Below are 25334 nucleotides of genomic sequence, written 5' to 3' on the forward strand. Positions count from 1 at the left end.
TGGGTTGTCCTGGCCCCTGCCCCGCCGAGGGCGGTGGGTATCACCGCCTACGGCGTGCGCAGCTCGAGCGTCGGCAGTCCTCAAACGCGGGGAACAACGCGCCGAGCTGACGGTGACGCGCTGCACACCCCGACCGTGCTGGGTACGTTCTACAGTCGTGCCCTCACTGCAAGTCCCCGCGCAATACTTGCGCGGCTCCTCGGCGCCGCAGCCCCGCACCCTGATCGACATCCTGCAAGAGACCGCTGACCGCTACCCCGACGCTCCCGCCATCGACGACGGCAACGTGGTGTTGACCTACGCGGAGCTGATCGAGGACATCGCCGACAGCGTCGCGTGGCTGGCCGCCCGCGGTCTGGGCCGCGGCGATCGCATCGGCATCCGGATGCCGTCGGGCAATTACGCGCTGTACGTAGCCATTCTGTCCACGCTGGCCACCGGCGCGGCCTACGTGCCGGTGGACGCCGACGACCCGCCCGAGCGCGCCGAGCTGGTGTTCAACGAAGCCCAGGTGGCAGCGGTGATCACCGAACAGGGACTGATCCGCGGCCCCGGCGCCTCACGCGGCTGGCGGGCCACGGCACCGCAGACCAGCGACGACGCCTGGATCATCTTCACCTCGGGGTCCACCGGCACCCCGAAGGGCGTGGCCATCACGCACCGCAACGCGGCGGCCTTCGTCGATGCCGAAGCCCAGCTGTTCTTGCAGGACAACCCGATCGGGCCCGGCGACCGAGTGCTGGCCGGGCTGTCGGTCGCGTTCGACGCCTCCTGCGAGGAGATGTGGCTGGCGTGGCGCTACGGCGCCTGTCTGGTGCCGGCGCCGCGGTCGCTGGTGCGCAGCGGCATGGACCTGGGTCCGTGGCTGGTGGCGCGCGACGTGACCGTGGTTTCCACCGTGCCCACCCTGGCGGCACTGTGGCCGGCCGAGGCGCTGGAGGCGGTCCGGCTGCTCATCTTCGGCGGCGAGGCCTGCCCGCCGGAGCTGGTGGCCCGGCTGGCGGTGGACGGCCGCGAGGTGTGGAACACCTACGGCCCCACCGAGACCACCGTGGTGGCCTGCGCGGCGCAGCTCGACGGCACCGGCCCGGTTCAGATCGGACTGCCGCTGTTGGGCTGGGACCTGGCCGTGCTCGGCCCCGACGAGGCGCCGGTGGCCGCCGGCGAGGTCGGCGAGCTGGTGATCGGCGGTGTCGGGCTGGGCCGCTACCTGGACCCCGACCGCGACGCCGAGAAGTACGCGCCGCTGCCCGCCCTGGAGTGGTCGCGGGCCTACCGCAGCGGCGATCTGGTGCGCCTCGACGCCGACGGGCTGGTGTTCTGCGGCCGGGCCGACGACCAGGTCAAGGTCGGCGGCCGGCGCATCGAGTTGGGTGAGGTGGACAGTGCGCTGGTGACACTGCCCGGCGTCAGCGGCGGTGCGGCGGCGGTGCGGACCAGCGCCGCCGGGACCCCACTGCTGGTCGGTTACCTGGTCAGCACCGACCCGGACTTCGACCTGGGGGCCGCACGCACCGAGCTGGGCCGGCAACTGCCCGCCGCGCTGGTTCCCCGGCTGGTGCTGGTCGACGAACTGCCCACCCGCACGTCGGGCAAAGTGGATCGCGACGCGCTGCCGTGGCCGGTGGGGCCGGAGCCGGGCGCCGCGGGCCTGGCCGGGGCCGACGACCCGGACAGCACCCTGGGCTGGCTGGCCGGGCTGTGGCGCGACGTGCTGGGCGCCCCGGTCGATGACGAGCAGGCCGACTTCTTCGCCCTCGGCGGCGGATCGCTGCAAGCCGCACAGCTGGTGGCCGCGGTGCGCCAGCGCTACCCGCAGACCACCGTCGCCCAGCTCTACGACCGTCCGCGGCTGGGCTCCCTGGCCGGCTTCCTCGACGACATGGGCCGCAGCGACCCCGCAGCGGAGGCCGCGTCCCGCGCGGTTGCGCCCACCCCGTGGCGGACCCAGGCCGCGCAGGTGCTGCTGTCGGTGCCGCTGGCCACGCTGACCGGGTTGCAGTGGGTGACGTGGCTGGCGCTGATCAACAACACGGTGGCGGCGGTGCACCCGCTGCCCTGGCTGGTGCGGCTGGACTGGTGGTGGGTGATCGCCGCCTTCGTACTGTTCGTGACCCCGCTGGGCCGGATGGGTATCGCCGCACTGGGGGCACGCGCCCTGCTCTCCAACCTGCAGCCGGGCACCTATCGGCGCGGCGGTCCCGAGCACCTGCGGGTCTGGATCGCCGAACGGCTCGCCACCGCCAGCGGCGCCGAGAATCTCTCCGGCGCACCGTGGCTGGTGTATTACGCGCGGGCGCTGGGTAACAAGATCGGCGAGGGCGTAGATCTGCACTCCGCCCCACCGGTGACCGGGATGTTGACGCTGGGCCACCGGTGTTCCATCGAGCCGGAGGTGGACCTGACCGGGCATTGGATCGACGGCGACACGTTCCACGTCGGTCCTGTGACGGTCGGCAACGATGCCACCATCGGTGCCCGCACCACGCTGCTGCCCGGCGCCGCGGTTGGCAAGGATGCCGATGTCGCTCCCGGCTCCGGGGTCGTCGGTGAGGTGAAGAAGGGCCAGTACTGGACCGGTTCGCCGGCGGTGAAATCCGGTAAGGCGCACCACCCCTGGCCGGATCACCGGCCGCCGCCGAAACCGGTGTGGGCTGCGGTGTACGGGCTGACGTCCCTGGTACTCGCCGGCCTGCCGCTGCTGGCGCTGGGCGCCGGGCTGGCGGTGCTGGGCCGGGCCGTCCGCCACAGCGCGACACTGACCGAGGCGATCCGCCCCGCGGTGCTGGCCACCCCGCTGGCCGCGCTGGTCGCGATGTTCAGCTACGCCGCCGTGACCGTGGTCGGGGTGCGACTGTTGTCGATCGGGCTGCGCGAGGGCTACCACCCGGTGCGCAGCAGGGTGGGTTGGCAGCTGTGGGCCACCGAACGTCTGATGGACGCCGCCCGCGACTATCTTTTTCCGGTGTACGCCAGCCTGATCACACCGTGGTGGTTGCGATTGCTGGGAGCCAAGGTGGGCGACGGCACCGAGATCTCCACCGCACTGGTGATCCCGAAGTTCACCACGATTGCCGACGGCGCCTTTCTGGCCGACGACACCATGGTGGCCTCCTACGAGTTGGGCGGTGGCTGGATCCACGTCGCGCCGGCCACCATCGGCAAGCGCGCGTTCCTGGGCAATTCCGGGATCACCCAGCCGGGCAGGCGAGTCCCGGACAACTCCTTGGTGGCAGTGCTCTCGACCGCGCCGCACAAGGCCAAGACCGGTTCGTCGTGGCTGGGCAGCCCGCCGGTGCGCCTGCGACGCAAGGCTGCCGACCTCGATGCCGAGCGCACGTTCGAACCACCGCTGCGGTTGAAGCTGATGCGCGCCGTCATGGAGACATTCCGGCTGATCCCGGTCGTGGTCACGTTTGCGATCGGGGCCGGAGTCTTGGGCGTGTTGCAGTGGGGAGCAACACGGTTCGGCTATGGCTGGACCGCGCTGGGCAGCGGCGTGATGCTGCTGACGGCGGGGGCGGTCGCCGGCGGCAGCGCGGTGGTGGCGAAATGGCTGATCGTGGGCCGGATCCGGGCGTCACAGCGCCCGCTGTGGTCGTCGTTCGTGTGGCGCAACGAAGTCTCCGACGCTTTCGTCGAGACGGTTGCCGCCCCGTGGTTCGCCCGCGCCGCAACCGGCACCCCGGTGATGAACCTGTGGCTGCGGGCGCTCGGCGCGACCATCGGCCGGGGGGTGTGGTGCGAGACGTACTGGCTGCCCGAGGCGGATCTGGTGACGCTGAGCGCCGGCGCGACGGTGAACCGCGGCTGCGTGGTGCAGACCCACCTGTTCCACGACCGGATCATGCAGATGGACACCGTCACGCTGGATGCGGGTGCCACGCTGGGACCCAACTGTGTGGCATTGCCCGCGGCACGGCTGGGCGCCGGCGCCACCGTCGGACCGGCCTCCCTGGTGATGCGCGGTGACGAGGTTCCGGCGGCGACCCGGTGGCAGGGCAATCCGATTGCGCCGTGGTCGATGTCGGGCAAGAAGCGCGGCTCTTCGGCCGCCGCGGCTCAGGAGCCCGCGGCATGAGCAAACCCACAAAGACTCCCGCGAAGGCGGTCGCGGCCCCGGCGCCTGTTCTCGACCCCTATCTGCCCGACAGTGGCAACAGCGGTTACCGGGTCTCTCGCTACGAGCTCGACCTGGAGTACAAGGTCAGCAGTAACCGGCTGTCGGGCACTGCGACCATCACCGCGGTCGCACTGACCGCACTGCGCGAGGTCACCCTGGACCTTGCCGACACCCTGTCGGTGGCCAAGGTGTGGGTCAACGGCCGCCCGCCGCGCCGCTTCGCCACCTCGGCGGGAAAACTGCGGATCACGCTGGCCGCCACGGTGCCGACGGGTGCGGCACTGGTGATCGACGTCCGGTACTCGGGATCACCGCGCCCCAGCGAAACTCTTTGGGGTGAAGTGGGTTTCGAAGAACTATCCGACGGTGCGCTAGTGTCCGGGCAGCCCAACGGTGCACCATCGTGGTTCCCCTGTGATGATCACCCCTATTCCAAGGCCAGCTACCGGTTCGAGGTCAGCACCGACAGTCCGTATTACGCGGTCGCCAACGGCGAACTGATATCGCGACGGGCCCGCGCTACCCGCACCACCTGGACCTACGAGCAGCCCGAGCCGACACCGACGTATCTGGTCACCCTGCAGATCGGCCGGTACGTGGCACGCTGGGTACCGGGATCGGCGGTGGTAATTCGCGCGGTGCTGCCCGCGCGCCTGCAGACCGAGTTCGAGCAGGATTTCGCGCAACAGTCGCAGATGATGGAGCTGTTCGTGCGACTGTTCGGGCCCTATCCGCTGGCGGCCGGCTACACGGTGCTGGTGACCGATGACAATTTGGAGATACCCCTTGAAGCACAGGGGATTTCAATCTTCGGCGCCAACCACTGCGACGGCACCGGAAGATCTAACCGACTGATCGCACACGAGCTGGCCCACCAATGGTTCGGCAACAGCGTCACCCTGCGGCGGTGGAGCGACATCTGGCTGCATGAGGGATTCGCCTGCTACGCCGAATGGCTGTGGTCCGAGCACTCCGGCGGGCCGAGCGCCGAGCAGCTGGCACGGCGTTACCACCGACAACTGGCGGGCCTGCCGCAAGATCTGCTGTTGGCCGACCCCGGGCCGGCCGACATGTTCGACGACCGGGTTTACAAGCGTGGCGCGATCACCCTGCATCTGCTGCGCGGCCTGCTGGGCGACGACGCCTTCTTCGCCCTGCTGCGCGACTGGACGTCGCGCTACCGCCACAGCAACGCCGGCACCGAGGACTTCACCGCGCTGGCCGCCGGGTACGCGGACGAACCGCTGCATTCGTTGTGGCAGGCCTGGCTGTATTCCACTGCAGTTCCCCCGCTGGCAGCGCCCCGTTAACCAAATCGGCCCGGTAGATATGTGTTTCGTATGAGTCATCGCTGCCGAGTTGCCCGGTCGTAGCGGCCGAAAATAGCGTCAAATATCGGCGATCGAGGAGTGGCCGATGAATTTTGCAGCGCTGCCACCTGAAGTCAACTCTGGGCTGATGTACGCCGGAGCGGGCTCAGGACCCATCCGCGCCGCCGCCACCGCCTGGAAAACCATGGCCGCCGAACTCGAATCAGCCGCCAACAACTACCGCACCGTCATCGCCGGACTCACCGACCAAACGTGGCAAGGCCCGTCGGCAACCGCCATGGCCGCCGCCGCCACCCCCTACACCACCTGGATGAGCACCACCGCCACCAAAGCCAGCCTCGCCGGCACCCAAGCCGCCGCAGCAGCAACCGCCTACGAAACCGCCTACGCGATGACCGTGCCCCCCGCCGTCATCGCCGCCAACCGCGCCCAACTGGCCACCCTCATCGCCACCAACTTCCTCGGCACCAACACCGCAGCCATCGCCGCCACCGAAGCCCACTACAGCGAAATGTGGGCCCAAGACGCCACCGCCATGTACGCCTACGCCGCCAACGCCGCAGCAGCCACCCAACTCCCCACCTTCACCGCACCCGCCGACGCGACCTCGGACGGGTCCTACGACGGCGCCGGCGAGGAAGGCCTGTTGCTGAATATTCTGGTCGCGCTGCTGGAGGTGGACAGCATCGCGCCCTTCGAAGGCGGCGGCGCGGGACTGGAATTCGGCGGCCTGGCGATCGAAACGGCCAGCCTGGCGCCGTTCGCGGGCCTGGGTTTCACCGGAGACTTCGGCGCCGCCGGCGGTCTGGGCCTGCTCGGTGAAGCGGTGCCGGTCGCTGCCTCGATGCCCTCAGCCGGTCTGGTCAGCGCCGGCGGGCCCGCGGTGGTGCGGGCCGGTGTGGGCAAAGCGTTGCCGCTGGGCGGGTTGTCGGTGCCGCGGGCCTGGGCGGCGACCGCACCCGCTGCGCTGCGTGAAATCACTTTGCTCTCAGCACAATCCAGCGCTGTATCAGCGGCGGCAGCTGCGGCCGGATCCGAACTACCCTTCGCAGAGATGGCGCTGGCCGGCGCGGCCGGGCGCGCGCTGGCCGGCACCGTCGCCCCCGAACGCCGCTCCCCCGCGACCACCGCGTCGGTGCCGGCACCCAAACAGGCGGATGCGGAACCCCCGAAGGAACCGGAGGACACCGTCACCGGTGTGGAGGTGCTTGCCGAACTGCGCGGGCTTGCCGAACTGCGCGAATCAGGAGTCCTCACCGACGTCGAATTCCACCGGCAACGCGAGCGAGTCATCGACACGTTCGTCGACGCAACGGGGGGCGGCCAGTGAATTTTGCAGCGCTGCCACCTGAAGTCAACTCTGGGCTGATGTACGCCGGAGCGGGCTCAGGACCCATCCGCGCCGCCGCCACCGCCTGGAAAACCATGGCCGCCGAACTCGAATCAGCCGCCAACAACTACCGCACCGTCATCGCCGGACTCACCGACCAAACGTGGCAAGGCCCGTCGGCAACCGCCATGGCCGCCGCCGCCACCCCCTACACCACCTGGATGAGCACCACCGCCACCAAAGCCAGCCTCGCCGGCACCCAAGCCGCCGCAGCAGCAACCGCCTACGAAACCGCCTACGCGATGACCGTGCCCCCCGCCGTCATCGCCGCCAACCGCGCCCAACTGGCCACCCTCATCGCCACCAACTTCCTCGGCACCAACACCGCAGCCATCGCCGCCACCGAAGCCCACTACAGCGAAATGTGGGCCCAAGACGCCACCGCCATGTACGCCTACGCCGCCAACGCCGCAGCAGCCACCCAACTCCCCACCTTCACCGCACCCGCACCCAACACCGCCGCCGACACCGGCGACGGCTCGGTGTCCCCTGGCCTGCTGTTCGATATGGTCAGCGCGGTTTTCGAAGTGGGCAGCGTCGGCCCGTTCGGGGCGATCGGCCTGGGCGGCGCATTCGGTGGCCTGGCGATGACCCTGGGAGAACTCGCCCTTCCCGAGGGAGCCGAACTGGGGGCGCTGGGGCTGATCGGTGACACCGCCCCCGCCCTAGGTGCTTTGGTCCCGACCGCCAGCCTGGCGGGAACCGGCACCGCGTGGGCCAGCACGGGCAAGGCAATCCCGATGAGCGGCATGTCGGTGCCACGGGCCTGGGCGGCGGCCGTTCCCTCGGCGCTGCGCGAAGTCACCCTGGTATCAGCACAATCCGGTAGCGCCTCAGCAGCAGCGGGACCGTTGGCGGCCGCGACCAAGCTCCCGTATTCCCAGATGGCCCTGGCCGGCGCGGCCGGGGGCGCCTTGACTCATCCTGTCGGCGCCCAACGCCGTTACCCGGCAGCCACGGGGCCGAATCTCACCGCAGCGCCCAAGCGGGCTGCCGAAACCGAAGACCCGGACACCTCGGTAAAGGTCCACAAAGCCGACAAGTCGAAGGCCATCGGTGTGGTCGCCGAACTACGCGCGCTGGTCGAATTGCGGGACTCGGGCATTCTGACGCCGGAGAAATTCGCCCAGCGGAAGCAACGTCTGCTCGGCGAATGACCCCGACTCGGTGGAAAATGGCGACCGATGGCGGGTAACACGGACGGTCAACCTCCGCGCAAGGCGATCCTCGGGCAGCTTCCGCGGATCTATCGCGGCGACGGGTCACCGATTCGGGTGCTGCTGGTCGACGACGAGCCGGCGCTGACCAACCTGGTGACCATGGCCCTGCACTACGAGGGGTGGGTGGTCGACGTCGCCCATAACGGACGTGACGCCGTGGCCAAGTTCCACGGTGGGGCGCCCGATCTGCTGGTTCTCGACATCATGCTGCCCGATATCGACGGGCTGCGGATTCTGCAGCGGGTCCGCGAATCCGACCCCTACACGCCGACACTGTTTCTCACCGCCCGCGACTCGGTGACCGACCGGGTGACCGGACTGACCTCGGGCGCCGACGACTACATGACCAAGCCGTTCAGCCTGGAGGAGTTGGTGGCCCGGCTGCGCGGGCTGCTGCGCCGGTCTAGTCAGCTGACACCACCGGTGAACGAGGTCCTCACCGTCGGCGACCTGACGTTGGACGGCGCCAGCCGCCAGGTCACCCGCGGCGGCACCGCCATGGCGCTGACCACGACCGAGTTCGAACTGCTGCGTTTCTTGATGCGCAACCAGGGGCGGGCGTTGAGCCGCGCGGAGATCTTGGACCGGGTCTGGAATTACGACTTCGCCGGCCGCACCAGCATCGTCGACCTCTACATCTCCTACCTGCGTAAGAAGGTCGACGCCGATCGGGCGCCGATGATCCACACCGTGCGCGGAGTGGGATACATGTGCAAGCCGCCCGAATGACCGCCGCCCCCAAGCCGCCTCGATGGCGTCCGCGCGGTTTACGCCGCCAGTTGGTGCTGGGGGTGTCGGCCGTCGTGACCGTGGTGTTCGTGGCGGTGGGCGCGGTGTCGGTTCTGAGCCTGCGCACCTACGTCACCGCCACGATCGACGCCGATCTCTACGAGTCGCTCAATGCCTTCAGCCACTACTTCGCCGACTATCGCCACGTCGACAACGTGGTGGGGCCCGACGGCCAGTCGAACATCGGCACGGCCATGCTCGGTTTCAGCGATCAGACCCCGGGCAACGTGCTGGCGGTGCTGCGCGACGGCGTGGTGATCGGGGCGGTGGTGTTCACCAAGCGTGACCCGTATCCCGCGCCCGCCGACGTGGTGGCCACCATCGCCGAGGGGCACTGGACCAGTGGTCCGCCGCAGACGGTGGAGTTGGGCAGCCTGGGCTCCTATCGGGTGAACACCCGCGCGGTCGATGACGACGACCTGTTGTTCATCGGCGGATCGATGCACCTGGCCAATCGCACTGTCGATCGCCGAATGGCCGCTGCCTCAGCGCTTTACACGTTGGCACTGCTGGTCACCGCGGGCTTGACCATCACTGTGGTCAGCTACGCGTTGCGGCCGCTGCGTCGCGTCGCGGCGACCGCCGCCTCGGTGGCCGCGATGCCGCTGGCCGAGGGTGACGAGCGGATCACCATCCGGGTGGCCTCCGACGATGTCGACCCGGGCAATGAGGTGGGAATCGTCGCCGGAGCCCTGAATCGGTTGCTGGACAACGTCGACAGCGCCCTTGCCTACCGCAGTGATGCCGACCGGCGGATGCGACAGTTCATCACCGATGCCAGCCACGAACTGCGTACGCCGCTCGCGGCGATCCAGGGTTACGCCGAACTGACGCGGCAGGACAGCGCGGCCCTGCCGCCGACCACCGAGTATGCGCTGGCCCGCATCGAGTCCGAGGCGCAGCGGATGGCGTCGCTGGTGGAGGAGCTGTTATTGCTGTCGCGGCTCGGAGAAGGCCAGGACCTGCAGCTCGAAGATGTCGACCTGGCTGAGCTGGTGCTCGACGCGGTCAACGACGCGGCCGCCGCGGCACCGAGCCACCACTGGATCAAAGACCTGCCCGACGCGCCGGTGTGGGTTCGCGGCGACCGCGCGCGCCTGCACCAGGTCGTCACCAACCTGTTGAAGAACGCCTGGGTGCACACACCGCCCGGGGTGACGATCACGACGGCCATCACCGCGGACCACGGCGGAGTGGGTGGGCCCGCCGCGGAGTTGACGGTGGCCAACGACGGTCCGGGTATCGACGCTGATCTGGTACCGCACCTGTTCGAGCGGTTCGTCCGGGCGGACAAGGCCCGCTCCGGCGAATTGGGCAGCACCGGGCTGGGGTTGGCGATCGTCGCCTCGATCGTCGGCGCGCACCGCGGCTCGGTGGGTGTGGAGTCGACCGAAGGGTGGACGGTGTTCCGGGTTCGACTGCCGCTGGCGGATCCGGCGCTAGGCGGACCGGACTCCTGACCTCGGTCGCCGCGACCGGTGCGGCAAGGCCCGCCGCTGCGACCAGCTGAGATCGAAGTCGACGACCAGCGCGGCCGGAACCGCCAGCGCCACCGGGGTGAACATCTGCGAGCCCTGATCGCCGGGGATGCCGGTGAGGACCCGGCCGCCGTAGCCGTCTTCGGTGCCGGGCACCGTGACGCGCACCCGCGCCGACACCGCACCCGGTCGCGGCCGCAGGTAGAAGACGCTGCCCGGTTCCACCGGGCCGGTCAACTCGTTCCCGTCGGCGTCCAGCAGCGCCGCACCCTCGGCACTCAGCGCGGCGGAGTCGGCGACCGACAGCCGCAGCGGCCCCACCAGACCGTCGACCATGGTGGCCGCCGACACGTCCACTGCCGGTGCCGTGGTGCGCGCCCCTGCCGTACCGGCCAGCAGATACCGGTAGAGGGCCACGATGCGGTCGGCATTGCGATAGGTGCTGGTGCCGTTGAGCCAGAAGTCGACGTCGCCGAGGGTGGCCGCCGTCCCGGGTCCGCCTACCGACAGGCGGTAATACCGGTGGCCGCCAACGGTGGCACCCACTCCCAGTGCCTTGCGGTGGGCTCCGGCGGCACCGACGGCCAGCCGCGACGACGGCACCTCCCGCCAGGTACGGCCGTCGTCGGATTTGTGCAGGGTCACCGTCACCGGCTCCGAGGCGACCAGTTCCAGGGTGTAGCCGCCCAACTCGAGGGCCTCTTCGAACTCGACCGTCACCCCTTCGGGGTCGCGCAGCACCCGGACCGGCTCGGTGCGGGCACGGGTGTCCAGCTCCAAACCGTTGGTCAGCCGCCAGATCGCGGCTTGGGTGGCGGCGATCGCCTCGTGTTCGCTGATGTTGCCGCGACCCAGCCGGTATCCGGCGTCCCGCAGCCGACGGCTCAACTCGACGGTGGTCAGCCGCGGGACCGAGTTGCGCAGGATCCAGTCGACCTGAACTTCGCGAGGGTCACGGGTGGCGGCGCGCAGGTGCGGAACCGCCGACCAGGTGTCGATACGGTACGCCGACGGACGAGTGGGCGCGATGCCGTGGAAGTCCAGCGAATACGCCGCGATGCCGGGGTTCAGGCGAATCAGGTCGGTGCGCGCGCTGGTGCCGTCGGTGAACACGATCCGGTCGACGGTGTGCGAATACGTGCCGCCGTGGTAGCGGGTCATCCGGTCGATGTCGACGGCCGGACGGGGACGGACCCTGCGGCGAACGGTCACCGCGGGCCCGGTGTCGAGAAGAGGAAAAGCGGAGGTTGAAACGGTCATGCCGAGTCGACTTTCTGGTCTGAAGCGCGCACGGCAGCACCTCGCCAAGAAAGGGGGCGGGCTGCGACGCTAAGGAATCAGGGCGTCAGAGAATCAACAACAACAACACGCGGCGAGGCGGCACGAAGCGTGCGGCTGTGGCAGCGTGATGTTCGACATACACATACCCTACGACATGTACGGCAGCGGCGCGAACTGCGAGGGATTCAATTCGCCCTGAGCGCAACTGGTGGGCAAACCCGGACGATGGTCCATGATTGGCGCCGTCACTCATCAGGAGGAAAGCAATGACGTCCGCTCAGAACGAATCTCAGGCGCTCGGGGACCTCGCCGCGCGGCAACTCGCGAATGCGACCAAGACTGTCCCGCAGCTGGCCACCATCACGCCGCGCTGGTTGCTGCACCTGTTGAACTGGGTCCCGGTCGAAGCCGGTATCTACCGGGTCAACCGGGTGGTCAACCCCGGCCAGGTCGCCATCGCAGCCGAGCAGGGCGCCGGTTCGACCGAGCCGCTGCCGCAGACGTTCGTGGACTACGAGACCAGCCCGCGGGAGTACACCCTGCGTTCGATCTCGACGCTGCTCGATGTGCACACCCGGGTCTCCGACCTGTACTCCAGCCCGCACGACCAGGTCGCACAGCAGCTGCGCCTCACTATCGAGACCATCAAGGAGCGCCAGGAGTTCGAGCTGGTCAACAACCCGGAGTACGGCCTGTTGGCGCAGGTCACGCCGGAGCAGACCATCTCCACACTGACCGGCCCGCCCACCCCCGACGACTTGGACTCGCTGATCACCAAGGTGTGGAAGACCCCCGGGTTCTTCCTGACCCACCCGCTGGGTGTGGCCGCCTTCGGCCGCGAAGCCACCCGCCGCGGCGTGCCGCCGGTGGTGGTGAACCTGTTCGGCGCCCAGTTCATCACCTGGCGCGGTATCCCGATCGTGCCCAGTGACAAGGTGCCGGTGGAGGACTCCAAGACCAAGATCCTGCTGGTGCGCACCGGCGAGGAACGCCAGGGCGTTGTCGGACTGTTCCAGCCGGGCCTGGTCGGCGAGCAGGCGCCGGGTCTGTCGGTGCGGTTCACCGGCATCAACCGGTCGGCGATCGCGTCCTACCTGGTCACGCTGTACAACTCGCTGGCCGTGCTCACCGACGATGCGCTCGCCGTGCTCGACGACGTCTCGGTGGACCGTTTCCATGAGTACAAGTGATCCGGGGCCGGTAAACCTACCGTTCAGCCCCGCTGAGCTGGAGGTACTGGCCAACCAGCTGTTCGCCGCGGGCGGCCGGCCCGGTCCGGACTCGCCGCCGCAGACCACCGCGGTGGCACCGCGCGGCGGCGTGCCCGACCCGTCCGGGCTGCTGCCGCCGGGAGTGGCCGACTTCTCCGCGTTCGCGGTGCCCAGCGGCATCGTGCCGACCGCGCCCGGCGTGCTGGCCGGTTCCCCGGCCGGGGCTGTCCCGGTGGCGCCGCGTGGATCGGCCCCGGGCTGGCCGGGGGGCGCCCCCGGGGTTCCCCAGCTGGATTGGCACGACGCCCCCGCACCCGCCGCCGGTGGCGACGAGGGGAACTACGCCTTCTTGTCCCATCGGGTGCCGGCCGCCGAACCGGCTCCGACGGTGCCGGACTCGCATGAGGTTTTCGACGTCAACGCGGTGCGCGCTGACTTTCCGATCCTGCGCGAGACCGTCAACGGCAAGCCGTTGATCTGGTTCGACAACGCCGCCACCACCCAGAAGCCGCAGGCCGTCATCGACCGGCTGTCGTACTTCTACGCCCACGAGAACTCCAACATCCACCGGGCCGCACACGAACTCGCGGCCCGCGCCACCGACGCCTACGAGGACGCCCGCGACACCGTGCGGCGATTTCTGGGGGCGCCGCGCAGCGAGGACATCGTCTTCGTGCGCGGCACCACCGAGGCGATCAACCTGGTTGCTTACGCGTGGGGCGGCAAGAATCTGGGCCCCGGCGATGAGATCGTCATCACCCATCTGGAGCACCACGCGAATATCGTTCCGTGGCAATTGATCTCGAAGAAGACCGGGGCGATTCTGCGGGTGGCTCCGGTGGACGACGCGGGCAACCTGCTGCTGGGCGAGTTCGAGGACCTGCTGGGCCCGCGGACCAAACTGGTTGCCGCCACGCATGTCTCCAATGCACTGGGCACCGTCACCCCGGTGCACGACATCGTGGAGCTCGGGCACCGCTACGGCGCTCGGGTGCTGATCGACGGGGCGCAGTCGATCCCGCACATTCCGATCGACGTGCAATCGCTGGGTGCGGACTTCTTCGTGTTCTCCGGGCACAAGATCTTCGGCCCCACCGGGATCGGGGTGCTGTACGGGACCGCCGAGGCGCTGGCCGAGACGCCGCCGTGGCAGGGTGGAGGCAACATGATCGCCGACGTGACCCTGGAACGCTCGCTGTATCAAGAACCGCCCAACAAATTCGAGGCGGGCACCGGCAACATCGCCGACGCGGTCGGCCTGGGCGAAGCCCTGCGCTACGTGGAGCGCGTGGGCATCGAACGCATCGCCGCCTACGAGCACGCACTGTTGGAGTACGCCACACCACGCCTGGCCGATATCCCCGGGGTGCGGCTCGTCGGCACCGCCGACGAGAAGGCCAGCGTGTTGTCGTTCGTGCTGGCCGGCCACGACCCGGCGGAAGTGGGCAAGGCGCTCAACGCCGAGGGCATCGCGGTGCGCGCCGGTCACCACTGCGCGCAGCCGATCCTGCGCCGCTACGGTCTGGAGGCCACCGTGCGACCGTCGTTCGCGTTCTACAACACCTTCGAGGAGATCGACGTGTTTATCAGGGCTGTACGGCGTATCGCCGAAGGGAGCGCATAGCACCTATGGCGGCCTTGGTAGGAAAGGGCAATTGATGGGCAGGATCTACGACAACGTCACCGAGCTGATCGGCCATACCCCACTGGTGCGGCTCAACCGGCTGACCGAGGGCCTGGACGCCCAGGTGGCGGCCAAACTCGAGTTCTACAACCCGGCCAACAGCGTCAAGGACCGTATCGGCGTCGCGATCATCGACGCCGCCGAGAAGGCCGGCCAACTGCGCCCCGGGGGCACCATCGTGGAGGCCACCAGCGGCAACACCGGCATCGCTTTGGCGATGGTCGGCGCCGCGCGCGGCTACAAGGTGGTTCTGACCATGCCGGACACCATGTCCACCGAGCGCCGGGTGATGCTGCGTGCCTACGGCGCCGAGATCGTCCTGACGCCCGGCTCCGAGGGCATGGCCGGCGCGGTCGCACGTGCCAAGCAGATCGTCGCCGACACCCACAACGCTTTGTCCGCAGATCAATTCGCCAACCCGGCCAACCCGGCCATCCACGAACGGACGACCGGCGAAGAGATCTGGAAAGACACCGACGGCGCCGTCGACATCTTCGTCGCCGGGATCGGCACCGGCGGCACCCTGACCGGCGTCTCGCACACCCTGCGGGCCCACAAGCCCTCGGTCCAGATCGTCGGCGTGGAACCCAAGGACTCCGCGATCCTGCACGGCGCCGACCCCGGTCCGCACAAGATCCAGGGCCTGGGCGCCAACTTCGTCCCCGAGGTGCTCGACCGCGACTGCTACGACGAGATCATCGACGCACAGTTCGACGACGCCATCCGGGTGGCTCGCGCGTTGGGCACCGAGGAAGGGATCCTCGGTGGGATCTCGGCCGGTGCCAACGTGTGGGCCGCACTCGAGCTGGCCAAGCGTCCGGAGAACGCCGGGAAGCTGATCGTGGTGGTGGTCCCCGACTTCGGCGAGCGCTACATCTCGACGCCGCTGTTCGAGCATATTCGGGAATGAGCACGCTGGTGAGCGTGTGGACGACGCTGCGCGAGGACCTGCGCAACGCGCGCGAACACGACCCGGCCGCGCGCGGGGACTTCGAGAACGCCCTGGTCTATTCGGGACTGCACGCGATCTGGTCGCATCGAATCGCGCACCGGCTGTGGGCCAGGCCGGCGCTGCGCGGGGTGGCCCGCGTGCTGGCTCAGGCCACCCGGTTCGCCACCGGCATCGAGATCCACCCGGGCGCGACCATCGGGCGGCGGTTCTTCATCGACCACGGCCTGGGTGTGGTGATCGGTGAGACCACCGAGATCGGCGACGACGTCATGGTCTACCACGGTGTCACCCTCGGCGGGCGTTCGCTGAGCCACGGCAAGCGCCACCCGACCATCGGCAACGGTGTCACGGTGGGCGCCGGCGCGAAGGTCCTCGGCCCGATCACCATCGGCGACGGCAGCGCTGTCGGCGCGAACGCCGTTGTCACCCAGGATGTTCCGGCCGACTGCATCGCCACGGGAATCCCGGCCGCGGTGCGTCACCGCACGGAGAAGCAGCGGGAGCCGCTGGTGGACCCGACCACCTACATCGACCCCGCAATGTACATCTGAGCGGTTGGACGCTACGGCTGCAACGCCGGCAAAAGCAGCGCGTCGAGGGCCTCGGTCAGATCGCCGGGAGGCGGCGACAAGACGCAGGCGAACCCGATCCGGGCGGTCCAGTGGGCCAGTGCCGAAGGATCCTGCTTTCGGATGACGCCGGCCTCCATCGCGGCGGCCAGCAGCGGTGCGGCCATCTCGGCGCCCGACTCCAAAATGCCGTCGAGGTTGCGGGTGGTCAGCTTGCCGACCCACTCGGCCTCGTCGCGCAGGATCTTGTCGACCATCGGATGCGCGCGGCACTGCCGGATGGACTCGGCGAGGAACACCGTGATCACCCGGGGCCCGTCGATCCCGGCGACGACCTCCGGAATGCGGTCGATCATCCGGCGGCCGTCACGGGCGATCGCGAGTAGCACGGCGTTGTCGACCGAGCGGACGTTGCGATACACGGTGCTGGGCACCACACCCATTTCGCGGGCGATGTCGCTGACCGACGTCTTGGACAGTCCGTAACGGGCCACGCAGACCACGGTGGCGTCCAGCAGCGGGTCAAGCCGCGCCGGTGGCGGCACCGGGAGCCGCTCGGCAAGGCTGGGGAACGGGATGATGGCCGCATTTGCTGTCTGCATAATTGCAATGATCTTGACGGATTAGTTGCATTCATGCAAACGTGAGGAGATGTCGACACCCTCGAAGGCCACTCGACGCGCGCCACTGACGCTCGCCGACGTCGATTTCAACCGCCGGGAGCACGAGGACCGGCCGCTGCGCCCGATTCCGCCGGGGCGAGATCTCTTTGCCGACCGGTGGCGACCAAGTCGTGAGTACCTGTTCGGTCCCTGGACCGATATCGACCAAGCGACGGAGCCGGACGATTTCACCAGGCTGCGCGACGACATGTTCTGGCAGGCCGACGAGCGCGTCATCCCGGTCGTCGATCTGTTCGACCGAGCCGGCTCCGCAACAGTCCGGCCGATGTTCGAGCAGGCGCTGACCGGTGGGATCGACACGGTGGCCGACGCCCCTCCCGAGCTCGTCGAGTTCTTGGGCTATGTCACCGAACGGCCGTCATGGCTGGATATCAAGGCCGCCAACCGGGGCCGGCTGCTGGCCTCCACCGCATCGTTCTCGGCGCAACGCCTGGTCATCGGTTGGGCGTTGTTCGAGACGGCGATGACCAGCGACATCTCGGCCGCCACCGGCGCGACCGGCAGGTTCAAGCGCGACTCGGTCCGCCGCTATGCCGAGACGTTGCGGATGTTCGCGCTGGCGATGAAGCCCGACATCTACGACCCGCGCACGGAGGTCTTCCAGACCATCGTCCGCGTGCGGCTCATGCACGCCTTGGCCAGCCGCGGTCTGCGCCGGGCGTGGGGCGATGATCACTATCTTCGATTCGGCGAGCCGATCGCGGCGACGTCACTGCTGGGCTTTGGAAACGGGCCGCTGCTGACCCGGCTGGTCGACCACCGACTGGGCCGCCGCCTGTCGGCGCGGGACCTCGACGACATCGCGATGTTCGCCGGCTGGTTCGGCCATCTCATCGGCGCCCCCGAACGCCTGCGCGCCAGGGATGGGGGCGAGATGATTCGCTCGCTGAACTACATTTTCTCGCGCGGCGGTGACCCGTCCGGGTGGCGGGAAGAACTGATGCACACCGTGCGGCAACCGTTGGACGCCGTCGCCGAAACCTACCTGCCGTGGTTTCCGGGGCCGGCCCGTTCGCTGCTGTCGACCGCGATCTGCAAAGGCTTCGCGGCGAGTGCCATCGCGCCGCTGGTTCCGGTGTTCGGTCTCGACGAGGTACGCGAGTTCGTCGCGGGGGCACCCGAATTCGACGTGCCTTACCGGGTCCACAGCGAATTGTTCCGGCAGACCGCGGTTCTCAACGCGCGCGCCCTAGGATTGCGCGACCGCCTGCCGGGGGTGCAGCTGGCCCGACGTGTCCTCTACCGCAACGGCCCGCCGGGAACCGACCAGCTGGTCGACGCCATGTCGTCATTCGCCAAGCGCTACCACGACATCGCGATGGCCTATACCCACCACGACGACTCGACGTCGGGGGGCGGATTCGGCCCACCCCGGTTGGCTACGACGTCTCGTCGGTAAGGGAGTCACACCCACCGTCGAGAGACGGCTTCAGGACACCACAGTCAGCGCCGATGAATGCGGTGGCGCAAGGACCTTCACCCCGGCCGCCTCAACCTCGACGGCCGTCAAGGCCAACGCAGTTCCACCGTCGAACGCTGCCAGCCCTGCGGGTCCGAAGAGCGCGACCCCGGACGGGCGGGCCCGTTGATCGTGACGCAGCTGATGTCGAATCCCATCGAACCCGTGCTTCCCGAACGCGGCAGCCCAGCGGCGAGGCAGATCGTAAGGGATCACCGTCACCAATTCAGTGGTTACCCCGTAGCGACCTGCGGCCTGCCGAGTGGTGGCCGCCAGACGCGCCTTCGCATCGGGTGGGGATACCTGGCGCAGTTCTCGGGCCGCCACCCACTCGGTAGACACCGGCCCCAGCCGGCTCGCCTCCCTGATCGCCGCATAGCCGTCAGTGGCGAGATAACAGGTGCCGTAGGGCGGCTCGAGGTCAAACCGCCCAGATCCGTCAGAGGAGAACCACCACGGCTCCAGCCCAACCCGGCAGACCCGAACCAACCGCCGCGGCGGTCCACTGGCCGGAAACCCGGTTAGGTCACCCGGCTCACCCAGCGTCGGTTCCGCACTCACGCGGCCAGCGATCGTGCAGCAGCACGAGCCACCTCCCGGACCCGCGCGAGATCACCCCGAGCCAAGGCGTCGAGAGGCGGCTCACCGAGCTCGGGGTCCGGGGTACGCAGCCATGCCGCCAGGGTCCACCCATCCACCGATGACTCAGGAAACAGCGACAACACCTCATCGAGCCCGCTGACGAGGCGGCCGCCGTCAAACTGCCACAGCGGATACAGGTGCTCCCCGTCGGAGGTAATGGTCCGCAACAGACGACGTCGCGCAGCCTTGGAAGCAACCGCCTGGCGAGTGATCCCAAGCCGGGCCTGAACTCCATCAGTACGCACAAACGGTCCGACCAGTTCATCCCAAGACGAGGCCTCCGGGGCGGTCGCGCGCACCGCGCGCGCCGCGAAGCTCAGGGGGTCGCCCAAAACCACATCAGGGCTGCGGCCGGCGAGCTCGTGCGAGACCACAACGTTTGTGAGCGCGCGCTCAAACTCCTTGGTTGCCTGGCGCACGAACGCCTGGGCGTCCCGCCGCAACGGTGCAGTCATCTCGACGCCCCCTTCCGTCAACACTGTCAACACTACGCACGCGGCGTCAACAGCGTCAACAGCGTCACTCGCAGGCACGTTGCGTCCACTCGGCGATGTGCGCACTCAATGGGTTTTCGACGAAACACAGGAGGCGGGGTGATTACCCCGCCTGACCTGCACGTTTGGAGCCGCCTAGGAGAATCGAACTCCTGACCTATTCATTACGAGTGAATCGCTCTACCGACTGAGCTAAGGCGGCGTGCCCGGGGGTTCGACCGGGACCAGGAGAGTTTACAGGTCGTCTCGCAGGGCCTGCCCGACGGTGGCCACCATGGCGCCGACGGCGAAGCGGGGCTTGACGTTGGCCGCCAGTGCGTCGCGGCATTCGAGCACCGCCTCAATGCACCGCAGCAACCGGTCCGGCGACGCGTGGGCAGCGATCGCCGCCACCGCATCGGTCATGTCCGGATGGCTGGGCCGGGCGACGCCGGCCGACCCCGTGGCGGCCAGCAGGGCGTCGCGAAAGTAGGTGGCCAGGTCGATCAAGGCCCGGTCCAAGGCATCGCGCGAGGCTCGGGTCTGGCGGGACTTCTGCCGACGCTCCAGGTCCTTGATCACCCCGGCGGTGCCGCGCAGTGTCGCGGCGGTGCCCTTACCGGTGCCGCCCGCCCCCAGCGCGGTGCGCAGTTCCTCGGTCTCGACCTCGGCGCGCTCGGCAGTCAGATCGCGGGCCTCGGACTCCGCTGCGGCCACCAACTCATCGACCGCGGTGAACGCCCGCGACGGGGTCGCCGCGTCGCGGGCCAGTGACAGCGCCCGCTGGCGACGCTGCCGGGCCTCGGCATCGGTGGCCAGCCGCCGGGCCCGTCCCACGTGGCCACCGCTGACCGCGGCCGCCCAGTCCGCCGTCTCACGGTCGAGCCCGTCGGTCTCGACCAGCACCTGGGCGATAGCCGCCGGCGGGGGCGTCACCAGTGCCACGTGCCGGCACCGGGACCGCAGCGTGATCGCGATGTCCTCGGGATCGACCGAGGGGGCGCACAGCAGGAACACCGTCGAGGGCGGCGGCTCCTCGACGACCTTCAGCAGGGCGTTGCCCGCGCCCTCGGTGAGCCGGTCGGCGTCCTCGACCACCACGATCTGCCAGCGTCCGGTGCCCGGCCGCCGGGACGCGGCCTGCACGATGGCCCGCATCTCGTCGACGCCGATGGACAATCCCTCCGGCACCACGCGTCGCACGTCGGCGTGCGTGCCGGCCATCGTCGTCGTGCAGGCTCGGCATCGACCACAGCCGGGACCGCCCTCGGACTCGTCGGCGGTGCACTGCAGCGCCGCGGCGAAACACACCGCCGCGATCGACCGGCCCGATCCGGGCGGGCCGGTGATCAGCCAGGCGTGTGACATACCACCCGCGGTCATGCCGCTGTGCGCTGAATCACGCCGGGACGCCCGCGCGGCAGCCAGCAGCTCGGCTTCGACCGTCTGCTGGCCCACCAATCGTGCGAAAACCCCGGACATCATCGGTCACAGTAGTGGCTTGCCCGGACATTTGGACTCGGGCTTTGTCGTCTCGCCGGATACGGTGTGCTGGTGAGCACCACGACCCTGGTCGGGCGGATCAACCGATTCGTCCGCTGGGTCGTGCGCACGCCCTGGCCGGTTTTCACGCTGAGCATGCTGCAGGCCGACATCATCGGCTCGCTGTTCGTGTTCGGTTTCCTACGGTTCGGTCTGCCCGAGGAAGACCGCATCAACCTGCAGGACCTGCCGCGCCTGAACCTGGCACTGTTCGCCGGCGTGCTGCTGTGCCTGTTCGCCTTCGGCTTTTCGGTCAGCACCGCATTGCTGATGCCGGTATTCCGCTGGCAACGCCGGGAGGCGCTGCTCGCCGATGTGGAGAACCCGGAGTCCGACCCCGCCGATACCGAGCTGGCCCGGTCCCGGGCGCTGCGGATGCCGTTCTACCGCTCGCTGATCAGCATCTGCTACTGGACGGTGGGCGGGGTGGTGTTCGTCATCATCAGCTGGCAGGTGGTGCACGACGTGGTGCCGGTGGTGGTCACCGCCACCGCCCTGGGTGCGGCCGCCACCGCGATCATCGGCTACCTGCAGTCCGAGCGGGTGCTGCGCCCGGTGGCCGTCGCGGCCCTGCGGGACGGCGCCCCGGAGAAGCTGCGGGCGCCCGGAGTGATCCTCCGCCAGCTGTTGACCTGGCTGCTGTCGACCGGGGTGCCGGTGCTGGCGATCGTGCTGTCGGTGTTGGCCGGCAAAGCGTCGTTGCTCAACGCCTCCCCGGACAAGCTGTTCACCCCGATCCTGCTGATGGCGCTGGCCGCGCTGGTGATCGGCCTGGCCGGCACCGTCCTGGTGTCGATGTCGATCGCCGACCCGCTGCGCCAGTTGCGCTGGGCGCTGGGCGAGGTGCAGCGGGGCAACTACAACGCGCACATGCAGATCTATGACGCCAGTGAGCTCGGCCTGCTGCAAGCCGGGTTCAACGACATGGTGCGTGACCTGGCCGAGCGGCAGCGGCTGCGCGACCTGTTCGGCCGCTACGTCGGCGAGGACGTGGCCCGGCGCGCCTTGGAGCGTGGCACCGAGCTGGGCGGCCAGGAGCGCGACGTGGCGGTGCTCTTCATCGACTTGGTGGGTTCCACCCAGCTGGCCGCGACCCGGCCCCCCAGCGAGGTCGTCAACCTGCTCAACGAGTTCTTCCGGGTCGTGGTCGAGGCCGTCGGACGCCACGGCGGTTTCGTCAACAAATTCCAGGGTGACGCGGCGCTGGCGATCTTCGGTGCGCCCATCGAGCACCCGGACGCCTCGAGTGCGGCCTTGGCGGCGGCCCGCGAACTGCACGACGGCCTGCTTCCGGTGCTCGGTTCGGAGGAGTTCGGCATCGGGGTGTCGGCCGGGCGGGCAATCGCCGGCCACATCGGCGCCCGCGCCCGTTTCGAGTACACCGTGATCGGCGACCCGGTCAACGAGGCCGCCCGGCTGACCGAGCTGGCCAAGTTGGAGGACGGCCACGTGCTGGCTTCGGCGGTAGCGGTCAGCGGCGCGGTCGACGCCGAGGCGCTGTGCTGGGAGGTCGGCGAGATCGTCGAACTGCGCGGACGCACCGCACCTACTCAGCTGGCGCGGCCGCTGCATCTCGCGGCGCTGGAAGCGATCCCGGCCGAGAACGACGCGAACGAAAACGAGAACGACGTAAACGCCGAGCCCGCGGCCGCAGCCGACTGACTCAAGCCTTCTTGGCGGCCTTCTTCGCCGGTGCCTTTTTCGCGGGCGCCTTGCGCGCGGTCTTCTTGGCGGCCTTCTTGACCGGCCCCCGCGCCCGCCGGTCGGCGAGCAGTTCGGCGGCACGCTCATCGGTGATCGTGGCCACCTCATCGCCCTTGCGCAGGCTGGCGTTGGTCTCGCCGTCGGTCACGTACGGACCGAACCGGCCGTCCTTGATCACCATCGGCTTGCCGCTGGTCGGGTCAGCACCCAACTCCCGCAGCGCCGCGGTCGCAGCTGCTTGGCGGCCACGACGTTTCGGCTCGGCGTAGATCTTCAGCGCTTCTTCGAGCGAGATCTCGAAGATCTGCTCCTCGCTTGCCAAGGACCGCGAGTCGGTGCCGCGCTTCAGGTATGGCCCGTAGCGGCCGTTCTGCGCGGTGATCTCGTCGCCGGACTCGGGGTCGACGCCGACCACCCGCGGCAACGACAGCAGCTTCAGCGCGTCGTCGAGCGTCACGGTTTCCAGGCTCATACTGCGCAGCAACGAACCGGTGCGGGGCTTGGGGCCGGTCGGCTTCTTGCCCTTCTTGGCCGTCGTTCCGGACTCGTCGTCCGGCGGTGGCGGCAGAACTTCGGTGACATACGGACCGTAGCGGCCGTCCTTGGCGACGATCTCGTGGCCCGTGGCCGGGTCAACACCGAGCGACCGGCCCTCCTGCGGGGTGGCGAAGCGTTCCTCGGCCAGTGCCAGGGTCAGCTCGTCCGGCGGCAACGAGTCATCCAGGTTGGCCCGCTGCGGGGTCGGCTCGCCGTCGTCACCGGTGACCATGCGCTCCAGGTAGGGACCATTCTTGCCCACCCGCACATAGACCGGCCTGCCCTGCGCGTCGTCGAACAGCCGAATCGAGTTGATCTCGCGGGCGTCGATGCCCTCCAAGTTGACCCCGACCAGCTTCTTCAAGCCGCCGGCCCGTGCGATCGAGTCCTCGACCCCGTAGTCGCCACCGAAGTAGAAGTTGTGCAGCCAGTCGATACGGCGCTGACGCCCGGCGGCGATCCCGTCGAGCTCGTCCTCCATGGCCGCGGTGAAGTCGTAGTCGACGAGCCGGCCGAAGTGCTGCTCGAGCAGCCCGATCACGGCGAACGCCACCCAGGTGGGGACCAGCGCGCTGCCCTTTTTGTAGACGTAGCCGCGGTCCTGGATGGTCTTGATGATCGAGGAGTACGTCGACGGCCGGCCGATGCCCAACTCTTCGAGCGCCTTGACCAGCGAGGCCTCGGTGTAGCGGGCGGGCGGGTTGGTGGCGTGCCCGTCTGGGGTCAGCTCGGTGGCGTCCACCCGCTGCCCCTGGGTCAGCTGCGGCAGCCGCCGCTCGGCGTCGTCGGCTTCGCCGCCGGCCAACTCGTCGACGGTCTCCACGTAGGCCTTGAGGAAGCCGGCGAAGGTGATGGTGCGGCCGCTGGCGGCGAACGTCACCTGCTGACTCCCGGACTGTCCGCCGATCCGCAGGCTCAGCGTGGTGCCGCGGGCGTCGGCCATCTGCGAGGCGACGGTGCGCTGCCAGATCAGCTCGTAGAGCCGGAACTCGTCGCTGCCCAGCTCGTTGCGCACCGCGTCGGGGGTGGCGAACGTCTCGCCGGCCGGCCGGATCGCCTCGTGGGCTTCCTGGGCGTTCTTGACCTTGCGGGTGTACTGCCGCGGCGACGGCGACACGTACTCCTCGCCGTAGAGCTGGCGGGCCTGGGTACGGGCGGCGTCGATAGCCGACTGCGACAGCGTCGTCGAGTCGGTACGCATGTAGGTGATGTAGCCGTTCTCGTAGAGCCGCTGGGCGATGCTCATCGTCCGCTCGGCGGAGAACCGCAGCTTGCGGCCGGCTTCCTGCTGCAATGTCGAGGTCATGAAGGGCGCGTAGGGCCGGCGGGTGTAGGGCTTCTCCTCCACGGAGGTCACCGACAGCGACGCGCCCTGAAGCCCGGCCGCCAGCGCGGTGGCCGCGGCTTCGTCGAGCACGCGCACCTCGTCGGGCTTGCGCAGCGCGCCCAATGAGTCGAAGTCACGACCGCTGGCCACCCGCAGCTCGTCGACGGCGACCAGCCGCGCGGTGAAGCTGGGCGGAGAGGCGGTCGGGTCGGAGACGCTGGCGTCCAGTTGGGCGACCACGTCCCAGTAGGAGGCACTGCGGAACGCCATCCGTTCGCGTTCGCGCTGCACGATGATGCGAGTGGCCACCGACTGGACGCGGCCGGCCGACAGCTTCGGCGCGACCTTCTTCCACAGCACGGGGCTGACCTCATACCCGTACAGCCGGTCCAGGACGCGCCGGGTCTCCTGCGCGTCCACCAGGTCGATGTCCAGGTCACGGGGGTTCTCGGCGGCGTTGCGGATCGCCGGCTCGGTGATCTCGTGGAACACCATCCGTTTGACCGGGATGCGCGGCTTCAGGGTCTCCAGCAGGTGCCAGGCGATCGCCTCGCCCTCCCGGTCACCATCGGTGGCCAGATAGAGCTCGTCGACGTCTTTCAGCAGGCCTTTGAGCTCGGTGACGGTGCTCTTCTTGTCGGGGCTGACGATGTAGAGCGGTTCGAAGTCGGCGTCGACGTTGACGCCGAGGCGCGCCCACGGTTCAGTCTTGTACTTCGCCGGCACGTCGGCGGCGTTGCGGGGCAGGTCCCGGATGTGCCCTCGGGAGGACTCGACGACGTAGTTCCTGCCCAGGTAACCCGCAATTTTCCGTGCCTTGGTGGGCGACTCGACAATGACGAGCCGCCGCACGGGTGTTTTATCGCCATTGCGGGCGCTCACCGTCTCAGAGTCAGCCACCTTGCGCTTACCACTCCACTTCTGTCCGCACCGGCAGGC

18 protein-coding genes and 1 tRNA gene are annotated in these 25334 nt (G+C 69.0%); 12 read left to right on the top strand and 7 right to left on the bottom strand.

Annotated features, from left to right (window positions below):
• Nucleotides 1–112: 112 nt before the first annotated feature.
• From K3U94_RS21410 to K3U94_RS21435, 6 genes are all read left to right on the top strand, one after another.
• Nucleotides 113–4081, top strand: a complete 3969-nt coding sequence (locus tag K3U94_RS21410; protein ID WP_434084887.1) for a Pls/PosA family non-ribosomal peptide synthetase — start codon at nucleotides 113–115, stop codon at nucleotides 4079–4081.
• On the top strand, nucleotides 4078–5433 hold the full coding sequence (locus tag K3U94_RS21415; protein ID WP_220694949.1) for a M1 family metallopeptidase: 1356 nt from the start codon (nucleotides 4078–4080) through the stop codon (nucleotides 5431–5433). Before K3U94_RS21410 ends, K3U94_RS21415 begins: the two co-directional genes overlap by 4 nt.
• A gap of 106 nt (nucleotides 5434–5539) precedes the next feature.
• Entirely contained in the window at nucleotides 5540–6784 is a 1245-nt protein-coding gene (locus K3U94_RS21420; protein WP_220694950.1) for a PPE family protein, read from the top strand.
• Nucleotides 6781–8001 carry a PPE domain-containing protein gene (locus K3U94_RS24320; RefSeq protein ID WP_220694951.1) on the top strand — a complete coding sequence of 407 codons (1221 nt, stop codon included), beginning with the start codon at nucleotides 6781–6783 and terminating at the stop codon, nucleotides 7999–8001. The genes K3U94_RS21420 and K3U94_RS24320 overlap by 4 nt, the downstream gene beginning before the upstream one ends.
• Before the next feature lie 27 nt (nucleotides 8002–8028).
• On the top strand, nucleotides 8029–8793 hold the full coding sequence (locus K3U94_RS21430; RefSeq protein ID WP_047319845.1) for a response regulator transcription factor: 765 nt from the start codon (nucleotides 8029–8031) through the stop codon (nucleotides 8791–8793).
• The gene (locus K3U94_RS21435; RefSeq protein ID WP_047319891.1) at nucleotides 8790–10313 is read left to right on the top strand and encodes a sensor histidine kinase; all 1524 of its coding nucleotides are present in this window, start codon (nucleotides 8790–8792) and stop codon (nucleotides 10311–10313) included. The genes K3U94_RS21430 and K3U94_RS21435 overlap by 4 nt, the downstream gene beginning before the upstream one ends.
• Here K3U94_RS21435 and K3U94_RS21440 read toward each other — a convergent pair.
• Entirely contained in the window at nucleotides 10293–11591 is a 1299-nt protein-coding gene (locus K3U94_RS21440; RefSeq protein ID WP_220694952.1) for a TQXA domain-containing protein, read from the bottom strand. The two genes, K3U94_RS21435 and K3U94_RS21440, sit on opposite strands and share 21 nt — an antisense overlap.
• A 287-nt stretch (nucleotides 11592–11878) precedes the next feature.
• Here K3U94_RS21440 and K3U94_RS21445 point away from each other — a divergent pair, with 287 nt between their 5' ends.
• From K3U94_RS21445 to epsC, 4 genes are read left to right on the top strand one after another with little or no spacing between them, the layout of a single operon-like run.
• A complete protein-coding gene (locus tag K3U94_RS21445) occupies nucleotides 11879–12802 on the top strand; it encodes a family 2A encapsulin nanocompartment shell protein (RefSeq protein WP_220694953.1) in 924 nt (307 codons plus the stop codon).
• Nucleotides 12789–14447 carry a family 2A encapsulin nanocompartment cargo protein cysteine desulfurase gene (locus K3U94_RS21450; RefSeq protein WP_220694954.1) on the top strand — a complete coding sequence of 553 codons (1659 nt, stop codon included), beginning with the start codon at nucleotides 12789–12791 and terminating at the stop codon, nucleotides 14445–14447. The genes K3U94_RS21445 and K3U94_RS21450 overlap by 14 nt, the downstream gene beginning before the upstream one ends.
• Before the next feature lie 34 nt (nucleotides 14448–14481).
• Nucleotides 14482–15417, top strand: coding sequence for a cysteine synthase A (cysK, locus tag K3U94_RS21455; RefSeq protein ID WP_220694955.1), 936 nt, complete (start codon nucleotides 14482–14484; stop codon nucleotides 15415–15417).
• Complete coding sequence (epsC, locus tag K3U94_RS21460) at nucleotides 15414–16010, top strand: serine O-acetyltransferase EpsC (protein ID WP_412178209.1); 597 nt, start codon at nucleotides 15414–15416, stop codon at nucleotides 16008–16010. Before cysK ends, epsC begins: the two co-directional genes overlap by 4 nt.
• Nucleotides 16011–16021: 11 nt before the next feature.
• On the opposite strand, the gene K3U94_RS21465 is transcribed toward epsC, so the two are convergent.
• Complete coding sequence (locus K3U94_RS21465) at nucleotides 16022–16630, bottom strand: TetR/AcrR family transcriptional regulator (protein WP_220694956.1); 609 nt, start codon at nucleotides 16628–16630, stop codon at nucleotides 16022–16024.
• Between the two features lie 49 nt (nucleotides 16631–16679).
• On the opposite strand from K3U94_RS21465, the gene K3U94_RS21470 reads away from it, so the two are divergent.
• Nucleotides 16680–18110, top strand: a complete 1431-nt coding sequence (locus tag K3U94_RS21470; protein ID WP_220694957.1) for an oxygenase MpaB family protein — start codon at nucleotides 16680–16682, stop codon at nucleotides 18108–18110.
• Nucleotides 18111–18140: 30 nt separating this feature from the next.
• On the opposite strand, the gene K3U94_RS21475 is transcribed toward K3U94_RS21470, so the two are convergent.
• From K3U94_RS21475 to K3U94_RS21490, 4 genes are all read right to left on the bottom strand, one after another.
• Complete coding sequence (locus tag K3U94_RS21475; protein WP_220694958.1) at nucleotides 18141–18731, bottom strand: RES domain-containing protein; 591 nt, start codon at nucleotides 18729–18731, stop codon at nucleotides 18141–18143.
• On the bottom strand, nucleotides 18728–19267 hold the full coding sequence (locus tag K3U94_RS21480; RefSeq protein ID WP_220694959.1) for a hypothetical protein: 540 nt from the start codon (nucleotides 19265–19267) through the stop codon (nucleotides 18728–18730). The genes K3U94_RS21475 and K3U94_RS21480 overlap by 4 nt, the downstream gene beginning before the upstream one ends.
• Nucleotides 19268–19432: 165 nt before the next feature.
• Nucleotides 19433–19508 (bottom strand) — tRNA-Thr (locus tag K3U94_RS21485).
• 32 nt (nucleotides 19509–19540) lie between these two features.
• The gene (locus K3U94_RS21490) at nucleotides 19541–20767 is read right to left on the bottom strand and encodes a DNA polymerase III subunit delta' (protein ID WP_220694960.1); all 1227 of its coding nucleotides are present in this window, start codon (nucleotides 20765–20767) and stop codon (nucleotides 19541–19543) included.
• 69 nt (nucleotides 20768–20836) lie between these two features.
• Between K3U94_RS21490 and K3U94_RS21495 the strand changes: the two genes are divergently transcribed.
• Nucleotides 20837–22489, top strand: coding sequence for an adenylate/guanylate cyclase domain-containing protein (locus tag K3U94_RS21495; protein ID WP_047319886.1), 1653 nt, complete (start codon nucleotides 20837–20839; stop codon nucleotides 22487–22489).
• Between the two features lies 1 nt (nucleotide 22490).
• Here K3U94_RS21495 and topA read toward each other — a convergent pair whose 3' ends face one another.
• Complete coding sequence (gene topA, locus K3U94_RS21500; protein ID WP_220694961.1) at nucleotides 22491–25295, bottom strand: type I DNA topoisomerase; 2805 nt, start codon at nucleotides 25293–25295, stop codon at nucleotides 22491–22493.
• Nucleotides 25296–25334: the final 39 nt, after the last annotated feature.

Source organism: Mycolicibacter heraklionensis, from assembly GCF_019645815.1.
In the GTDB taxonomy this organism is placed as follows: Bacteria; Actinomycetota; Actinomycetes; order Mycobacteriales; family Mycobacteriaceae; genus Mycobacterium; species Mycobacterium heraklionense.

What these genes read in the sequence shown, in the direction of transcription:
- K3U94_RS21415 (WP_220694949.1), top strand. Translation starts at nt 4,078, where the DNA reads ATGAGCAAACCCACAAAGACTCCCGCGAAGGCGGTCGCGGCCCCGGCG.
- K3U94_RS21420 (WP_220694950.1), top strand. Translation starts at nt 5,540, where the DNA reads ATGAATTTTGCAGCGCTGCCACCTGAAGTCAACTCTGGGCTGATGTAC.
- K3U94_RS21430 (WP_047319845.1), top strand. Translation starts at nt 8,029, where the DNA reads ATGGCGGGTAACACGGACGGTCAACCTCCGCGCAAGGCGATCCTCGGG.
- K3U94_RS21435 (WP_047319891.1), top strand. Translation starts at nt 8,790, where the DNA reads ATGACCGCCGCCCCCAAGCCGCCTCGATGGCGTCCGCGCGGTTTACGC.
- K3U94_RS21440 (WP_220694952.1), bottom strand. Translation starts at nt 11,591, where the DNA reads ATGACCGTTTCAACCTCCGCTTTTCCTCTTCTCGACACCGGGCCCGCG.
- K3U94_RS21445 (WP_220694953.1), top strand. Translation starts at nt 11,879, where the DNA reads ATGACGTCCGCTCAGAACGAATCTCAGGCGCTCGGGGACCTCGCCGCG.
- K3U94_RS21450 (WP_220694954.1), top strand. Translation starts at nt 12,789, where the DNA reads ATGAGTACAAGTGATCCGGGGCCGGTAAACCTACCGTTCAGCCCCGCT.
- cysK (WP_220694955.1), top strand. Translation starts at nt 14,482, where the DNA reads ATGGGCAGGATCTACGACAACGTCACCGAGCTGATCGGCCATACCCCA.
- epsC (WP_412178209.1), top strand. Translation starts at nt 15,414, where the DNA reads ATGAGCACGCTGGTGAGCGTGTGGACGACGCTGCGCGAGGACCTGCGC.
- K3U94_RS21465 (WP_220694956.1), bottom strand. Translation starts at nt 16,630, where the DNA reads ATGCAGACAGCAAATGCGGCCATCATCCCGTTCCCCAGCCTTGCCGAG.
- K3U94_RS21470 (WP_220694957.1), top strand. Translation starts at nt 16,680, where the DNA reads ATGTCGACACCCTCGAAGGCCACTCGACGCGCGCCACTGACGCTCGCC.
- K3U94_RS21480 (WP_220694959.1), bottom strand. Translation starts at nt 19,267, where the DNA reads ATGACTGCACCGTTGCGGCGGGACGCCCAGGCGTTCGTGCGCCAGGCA.
- K3U94_RS21490 (WP_220694960.1), bottom strand. Translation starts at nt 20,767, where the DNA reads ATGTCCGGGGTTTTCGCACGATTGGTGGGCCAGCAGACGGTCGAAGCC.